5 protein-coding genes are annotated in these 7,521 nt (G+C 67.9%); 2 read left to right on the top strand and 3 right to left on the bottom strand.

The genetic code is table 11. The features are described from left to right. On the bottom strand, positions 1-539 hold a 539-nt coding region (locus tag FE633_RS43720; protein ID WP_138050730.1), incomplete at its 3' end, for a hypothetical protein. Between the two features lie 68 nt (positions 540-607). Next, positions 608-1,936: a DUF2252 domain-containing protein gene (locus FE633_RS43715; protein ID WP_138050729.1), complete on the bottom strand. Its 1,329-nt coding sequence runs from the start codon at positions 1,934-1,936 to the stop codon at positions 608-610. A 215-nt stretch (positions 1,937-2,151) separates the two neighbouring features. Here FE633_RS43715 and dnaE point away from each other — a divergent pair, with 215 nt between their 5' ends. Further along, positions 2,152-5,691: a DNA polymerase III subunit alpha gene (gene dnaE / locus FE633_RS43710; protein WP_138050728.1), complete on the top strand. Its 3,540-nt coding sequence runs from the start codon at positions 2,152-2,154 to the stop codon at positions 5,689-5,691. An 85-nt stretch (positions 5,692-5,776) separates the two neighbouring features. On the opposite strand, the gene FE633_RS43705 is transcribed toward dnaE, so the two are convergent. Continuing rightward, on the bottom strand, positions 5,777-5,956 hold the full coding sequence (locus tag FE633_RS43705) for a hypothetical protein (protein WP_138050727.1): 180 nt from the start codon (positions 5,954-5,956) through the stop codon (positions 5,777-5,779). 225 nt (positions 5,957-6,181) lie between these two features. On the opposite strand from FE633_RS43705, the gene FE633_RS43700 reads away from it, so the two are divergent. Beyond that, positions 6,182-7,411 (top strand): NYN domain-containing protein, encoded by a 1,230-nt coding sequence (locus tag FE633_RS43700; protein ID WP_138050726.1) that lies wholly within the window; start codon positions 6,182-6,184, stop codon positions 7,409-7,411. Positions 7,412-7,521 lie beyond the last annotated feature (110 nt).

Below are 7,521 nucleotides of genomic sequence, written 5' to 3'. Positions count from 1 at the left end.
CGCTCGCCGCGCCGCAGCCAGGCGGCCGCGAGCAGGCCGACGCCGATGTGCGCGCCGAGCAGCAGCCAGGCGGCGGCCGGGTCGGCCTGGGCGAGGAGGTCGGCGGCCCGGTGGCCGTCGCCGGCCCACCCGCCGCCCGACCACCGCCCCTCACTGAGGCGCTGCGCGCCGCCCCCACTGAATCGGGCCAGCGGCGTGCCGACCTCGCCGCTGCCGCACAGGACGTCGAAGCCGACCGAGCGCAGCGGGCCCGCGACCGGGCCGCCCGCCCTGCCGTAGCAGGCGTGCTGGCCCGTGGTGAACAGCGTGTCGGCGGCCAGCTCCAGCGGGATCAGCAGGCCCGCGATCCGCCCGAAGCCGCGCTCGCGGCCCGCCAGCGCGTACGCGATGACGAAGACGGCGGCAGCGATCGCGGCCACGGTGGTGAGCGGCAGTGGAACGCGGGACAGCAGCACGTGCGACGCGACGGAGAGCGTCACGACGACTGCCGTGAACAGCGCTGCCCGTACGGCTCTCAGCTGGGTCCCGGATATGTCCATAGCGGTGGAGAGTGTGTCACGTAGTCCCGTAAAGGGCCCTTAAAAGGTCTCTGTGAGTCGGTGGGCGGCTACAGACCCGGGATCCGTCCGTTGCGGAACAGGTCCACGAAGATCTGGTGGTCGGCACGCGCGCGTGCCCCGTACTCGTGGGCGAAGTCCACCAGCAGGTCCCCGAAGCCGGACTCGTCCGCCGCGATCGCCGCGTCGATGGCCCGCTCGGTGGAGAACGGCACGAGCTCGGAGTGTCCGCTCTCGTCGTCCGCCGCAGCGTGCATGGTGGCCGTGGCCCGGCCCAGGTCGGCGACGACCGCCGCGATCTCCTCCGGGTCGTCGATGTCGCCCCAGTCCAGGTCCACCGCGTACGGCGACACCTCGGCGACCAGCTGGCCCGCGCCGTCCAGCTCGGTCCAGCCGAGCCACGGGTCGGCGTGCGCCTGGAGAGCCCGCTGTGAGATCACCGTGCGGTGGCCCTCGTGCTGGAAGTACTCGCGGATCGCCGGGTCCGTGATGTGCCGTGAGACGGCGGGGGTCTGGGCCTGCTTGATGTAGATCACGACGTCGTTCTCCAGGGCGTCGGTGGCGCCCTCCAGGAGGATGTTGTACGACGGCAGGCCGGCCGAGCCGATGCCGATGCCGCGGCGGCCCACGACGTCCTTCACGCGGTACGAGTCCGGGCGGGCCAGGGACGACTCAGGCAGCGTCTCCAGGTAGCCGTCGAAGGCCGCGAGCACCTTGTAGCGCGTGGCCGCGTCGAGCTCGATGGAGCCGCCGCCCGGCGCGAAGCGGCGCTCGAAGTCGCGGATCTCGGTCATCGTCTCCAGCAGCCCGAAGCGGGTCAGCGAGCGTGCGTCACGCAGCGCGTCCAGGAGCGGGCCCTGAGCCGTGTCCAGCGTGAAGGGCGGCACCTCGTCACTCTTGGCGCCCGTCGCGAGCGCGTGGATCCGGTCGCGGTACGCGGCCGCGTAGATCCGCACCAGCTCGGTGATCTGCTCGTCGCTGAGCGCCTTCGCGTAACCGATCAGCGCCACGGAGGCCGCGAGGCGCTTGAGGTCCCAGGTGAAGGGGCCCACATACGCCTCGTCGAAGTCGTTCACGTTGAAGATCAGGCGGCCCTGGGCGTCCATGTACGTGCCGAAGTTCTCGGCGTGCAGGTCGCCGTGGACCCACACCCGTGAGGTGCGCTCGTCCAGGTACGGTCCGCCGCGCTTCTCCTCCTCCAGGTCGTGGTAGAAGAGGCACGCCGTGCCCCGGTAGAAGGCGAACGCCGAGGCGGCCATCTTCCGGAACTTCACGCGGAACGCGGCCGGGTCGGCGGCGAGCAGCTCGCCGAAGGCGGTGTCGAAGACGGCGAGAATCTGTTCGCCGCGTTGCTCGGCGTTGAGCTGCGGATCCGACATCGCTGGGTGCCTCCAGGTGCAGGTGACGCATGACAAATGGGACGGCTTTCGACCCGTCCCCTTCCAACGGATGACGGTACGCCCTAGTGCCCGTCTCCCTCATGGGAACGTACGTGGGGGAGCCCTCGGATTGTCAGTGCCGAGGCATAGACTTCGACGTTGTCCACCAAACTGTCCGCAAGCCGTCGCCACTTGTATTCCTGGAGGCCGAAGCCGTGTCAAAGCCGCCGTTCACGCACTTGCACGTTCACACCCAGTACTCGCTGCTGGACGGTGCCGCGCGGCTGAAGGACATGTTCGAGGCCTGCAACGAGATGGGCATGACGCACATCGCCATGTCCGACCACGGCAACCTGCACGGGGCGTACGACTTCTTCCACTCGGCGCAGAAGGCCGGGGTGACGCCGATCATCGGGATCGAGGCGTATGTGGCGCCGGAGTCGCGGCGCAACAAGCGGAAGATCCAGTGGGGGCAGCCGCACCAGAAGCGGGACGACGTGTCCGGCTCGGGTGGCTACACGCACAAGACGATCTGGGCGGCGAACAGGACCGGTCTGCACAATCTGTTCCGGCTGTCGTCGGACGCGTACGCGGAGGGCTGGCTGCAGAAGTGGCCGCGTATGGACAAGGAGACCATCGCCCAGTGGTCGGAGGGGCTGATCGCCTCCACGGGTTGTCCGTCGGGTGAGTTGCAGACCCGGCTGCGGCTGGGGCAGTTCGACGAGGCGCTGAAGGCGGCGGCGGAGTACCAGGACATCTTCGGCAAGGACCGGTACTTCCTGGAGTTGATGGACCACGGCATCGAGATCGAGCGGCGGGTGCGTGACGGCCTGCTGGAGATCGGCAGGAAGCTGGGCATTCCGCCGCTGGTGACCAATGACTCGCACTACACGTACGCGCACGAGGCGACCGCGCATGATGCGCTGCTGTGCATCCAGACCGGCAAGAACCTCTCCGATCCGGACCGGTTCCGTTTCGACGGCGGCGGCTATTACCTGAAGTCGACGGACGAGATGTATGCCATCGACTCCTCGGAGGCTTGGCAGCAGGGCTGCGCGAACACGCTGCTGGTGGCCGAACAGGTCGACACGACCGGCATGTTCGAGTCGAAGAACCTGATGCCGAAGTTCGACATCCCGGAGGGGTTCACCGAGGTCACCTGGTTCCAGGAGGAGGTTCGCCGCGGCATGGAGCGCCGCTTCCCCGGCGGCGTCCCCGAGGACCGCCAGAAGCAGGTCGAGTACGAGATGGACGTCATCATCCAGATGGGGTTCCCGGGGTACTTCCTCGTCGTCGCCGACTTCATCATGTGGGCCAAGGAGCAGGGCATCGCGGTCGGCCCCGGCCGAGGCTCCGCGGCCGGCTCGATCGTCGCGTACGCCATGGGCATCACCGACCTCGACCCGATTCCGCACGGTCTGATCTTCGAGCGGTTCCTCAACCCCGAGCGCGTCTCCATGCCGGATGTCGACATCGACTTCGACGAGCGCCGGCGCGTCGAGGTGATCAGGTACGTGACGGAGAAGTACGGCGCCGACAAGGTCGCCATGATCGGCACGTACGGCAAGATCAAGGCGAAGAACGCGATCAAGGACTCCGCGCGGGTGCTGGGCTATCCGTACGCGATGGGCGACCGGCTCACCAAGGCCATGCCCGCCGACGTCCTCGGCAAGGGCATCGACCTGAACGGCATCACGGACTCCTCGCATCCGCGGTACAGCGAGGCGGGCGAGATCCGCGGGATGTACGAGAACGAGCCGGACGTGAAGAAGGTCATCGACACCGCCAAGGGTGTCGAGGGCCTGGTCCGGCAGATGGGTGTGCACGCGGCCGGCGTGATCATGTCCAGCGAGACCATCACCGACCACGTCCCGGTCTGGGTCAGGCACACCGACGGCGTGACCATCACACAGTGGGACTACCCCAGCTGTGAGTCGCTGGGCCTGCTGAAGATGGACTTCCTGGGCCTGCGCAACCTGACGATCATGGACGACGCCGTCAAGATGGTGAAGTCCAACAAGGGCCACGACATCGACCTGTTGAGCCTTCCGCTCGACGACCCGAAGACCTTCGAACTCCTCCAGCGCGGCGACACCCTCGGTGTCTTCCAGTTCGACGGCGGCCCCATGCGTTCCCTGCTGCGTCTGATGAAGCCGGACAACTTCGAAGACATCTCCGCCGTCTCGGCCCTCTACCGTCCCGGCCCGATGGGCATGGACTCGCACACCAACTACGCGCTGCGCAAGAACGGCCAGCAGGAGATCACGCCCATCCACAAGGAGCTCGAAGAGCCCCTCAGGGAGGTCCTGGACGTCACCCACGGCCTGATCGTCTATCAGGAGCAGGTGCAGAAGGCCGCCCAGATCATCGCCGGCTACTCGCTCGGCGAAGCCGACATCCTCCGCCGCGTCATGGGCAAGAAGAAGCCCGAGGAGCTGGCGAAGAACTTCGTCCTCTTCCAGGAGGGCGCGCGGAAGAAGGGCTACAGCGACGAGGCGATCCAGGCCCTGTGGGACGTGCTGGTCCCGTTCGCCGGCTACGCGTTCAACAAGGCCCACTCGGCCGCGTACGGGCTGGTGTCGTACTGGACGGCGTATCTGAAGGCGAACCACCCGGCCGAGTACATGGCCGCGCTGCTCACCTCGGTCAAGGACGACAAGGACAAGTCGGCCGTCTATCTGAACGAGTGCCGCCGCATGGGCATCAGGGTGCTGCCGCCGGACGTCAACGAGTCGATGTCCAACTTCGCCGCACAGGGCGACGACGTGATCCTCTTCGGACTGTCCGCGGTCCGCAACGTCGGCACCAACGTCGTCGAAGCGATCATCCGCTGCCGCAAGGCCAAGGGAAAGTACGCCTCCTTCCCCGACTACCTCGACAAGGTCGAAGCGGTCGTCTGCAACAAGCGCACCACGGAATCCCTCATCAAAGCCGGTGCGTTCGACACCATGGGCCACACCCGCAAGGGGCTCACCGCCCAGTACGAGCCGATGATCGACAACGTGGTCCAGGTCAAACGCAAGGAAGCCGAGGGCCAGTTCGACCTCTTCGGCGGCATGGGCGAGGACACCGCCGACGAACCCGGCTTCGGCCTCGACGTCACCTTCACCGACGACGAATGGGACAAGACCTACCTCCTCGCCCAGGAACGCGAGATGCTCGGCCTGTACGTCTCCGACCACCCCCTCTTCGGCCTGGAACACGTCCTGTCCGACAAGGCCGACGCGGGCATCGCCCAGCTCACCGGCGGTGACTTCGGCGACGGCGCGGTCGTCACCATCGGCGGCATCATCTCCGGCCTGCAACGCAAGATGACCAAACAGGGCAACGCCTGGGCGATCGCCACCGTCGAAGACCTCGCCGGCTCCATCGAGTGCATGTTCTTCCCCGCCACCTATCAGCTGGTCTCCACCCAACTCGTCGAAGACGCCGTCGTGTTCGTCAAGGGCCGCCTCGACAAACGCGAGGACGTCCCCCGCCTCGTCGCCATGGAACTCCAGGTACCGGATCTGTCGAACGCGGGCACCAACGCGCCCGTGATCCTGACGATCCCGGCGCTGAAGGTCACGCCGCCCATGGTCAGCCGGCTCGGCGAGATCCTCAGTCACCACAAGGGCGAGAGCGAGGTGCGCATCAAGCTGCAGGGCCCGCGCAAGACCACGGTGTTGCGGCTCGACCGGCACCGGGTGAAGCCGGACGCCTCCCTCTACGGTGATCTGAAGGTGCTGCTCGGGCCGTCCTGTCTCGCGGGCTGAACCGGCGGTCGACCACAGGAGGGGCGCATCCATGGCGGATGCGCCCCTCGTCGTGTGCCTGGGCCTACCGTCCGCTGCCCCGGCTTCAGTTGTGGCCGAAGCGTTTCTGGCGCTTACGGGCGGTATCGGTGGGGCCGTCCTGAGTCAGGGCCTGTATCGCCTGTTGAGCCTCGGGCGATGCGCCGCGTGACTGCTCCTGCGCCTGCTCGGGCTGCGAGGAGGGGTTCTGCCGGCCGCTCTGCTTGCGGTTCTTGTTCTTGGCCATGGTGATCTGCCTCCTGTGGGTTACCTGGGGGTCAGGGCCGGGACCAGACTCACATATGCATATAGAGCACGCATTTCGGAGAATTACCGTGCGTAATAAGGCTCGTCGGAGAGCGAACCTCCGATACGCCACGCCGAAGATCGAGTTCCGGCCGTTAACCTCCGCGCCGTCGGGCAGACTCGAAGGAAGCCCGAAGCAAACTTCCCGGGAAAGAGGGTGGATCGCGTGGACCGCTGCATCGTCCTGGTGGACGCCGGGTATCTGCTCGGTGCTGCCGCCAGTCTCCTTGCCGGGGAGCCTTCGAGGTCCCGGATCACCGTCGATCACGCGGCCCTGATCCAGGGATTGCGCGAGCGGGCCGAGTCCGACACGGAGCGGCCCCTGTTGCGCATCTACTGGTTCGACGGCGCCCCCGACCGTGTGCCGCAGCCCGAGCACCGCAGGCTGCGCGTGATGCCGCGGGTGACCGTACGCCTGGGTGCGCTGACCCGCAGTGACGGACGGTGGGCGCAGAAGGGTGTGGACGCCGCCATGCACGCCGAGCTCACCGAGCTGGCGCGCAACCGTGCCTGCTCCGACGTGGTGCTGGTGACCGGTGACGGAGATCTGCTGCCGGGCATGATGGCCGCCAAGGAGCACGGCGTCGCCGTACATCTGTGGGCCGTGCAGGCCGCCGACGGCGACTACAACCAGTCCGAGGACCTGGTCGCGGAGGCCGACGAGCGCCGCGTTTTGGACCGGGCCTGGATCACCAAGGCCGTCCAGGCCAAGGATCTCGGCGGGACCTGCGCCCCGCCGCCCGCGCCGCGGCCCGAGATCGCCGCGATCCTCTCCGCACCGCTGCCCGAGTCCGCGATGCCCTCCCGGGGCGAGCGGAACGCGCGGGAGCCGGAGCACGCACAGGCTGCGGCGAGCGGGAACGGCACGGAGGAGCGGGTGCCGGCCGCGAAGGGTGTGCCGACGCCGAAGGACCTGGCGGCGCTGCGCGGGCCCGGTACGCAGGCAGCTCAGCACCCCGCTCAGCACCCCGCCAACGCGACGTTGCGCTGGTCGTCCGACAAGGGGTGGGTGGACCGGCCCGGGGTCGCCGGGGAGTCCGCGGAGGCCGCGTCCCTGCCCACGCTCGCGCAGCTCACGACGGCCGAGCAGCGGTGGGCCGACCGTGAGGAGGACATCACGACGGTGGGCGGCGACCCGTACGAGGTCGGACAGGTGTTCGCTCGGCGGTGGATGGGGCGGCTGTCGGACCAGGCCCACCTGCAGAAGCTCTCGACGATGTATCCGCGGGTGCCGCACCGTATCGACGGCGAGCTGTTGCGGTACGCGGCCCGGTTCGGGCTCCTCGCACACAAGGACGACCAGATCGATGAGCACGATCGGTATGCGATCCGGGCCGGGTTCTGGCGGGAGATCGATGTACGGACCGCCGCCGAGCACGCTCCCGCGGGTGAGTGAATTCGTCCTGGCGGCACGTCCGGGCACGCGTTCCGTGGTTACTCGCCGTTTCCACGGATATGCACCTCTGTTCCGCCCCGAGCGTGGGTCCCCGTCGAGGACCCCGTAGT

Source organism: Streptomyces montanus (genome assembly GCF_005786655.1).
In the GTDB taxonomy this organism is placed as follows: domain Bacteria; phylum Actinomycetota; class Actinomycetes; order Streptomycetales; family Streptomycetaceae; genus Streptomyces; species Streptomyces sporangiiformans.
This window is presented reverse-complemented; position numbering and strand designations above follow the sequence as displayed.

Excerpts from the sequence above, each read along its gene's own strand:
- FE633_RS43715 (WP_138050729.1), bottom strand. The coding sequence starts at position 1,936 with ATGTCGGATCCGCAGCTCAACGCCGAGCAACGCGGCGAACAGATTCTC.
- FE633_RS43705 (WP_138050727.1), bottom strand. The coding sequence starts at position 5,956 with ATGGCCAAGAACAAGAACCGCAAGCAGAGCGGCCGGCAGAACCCCTCC.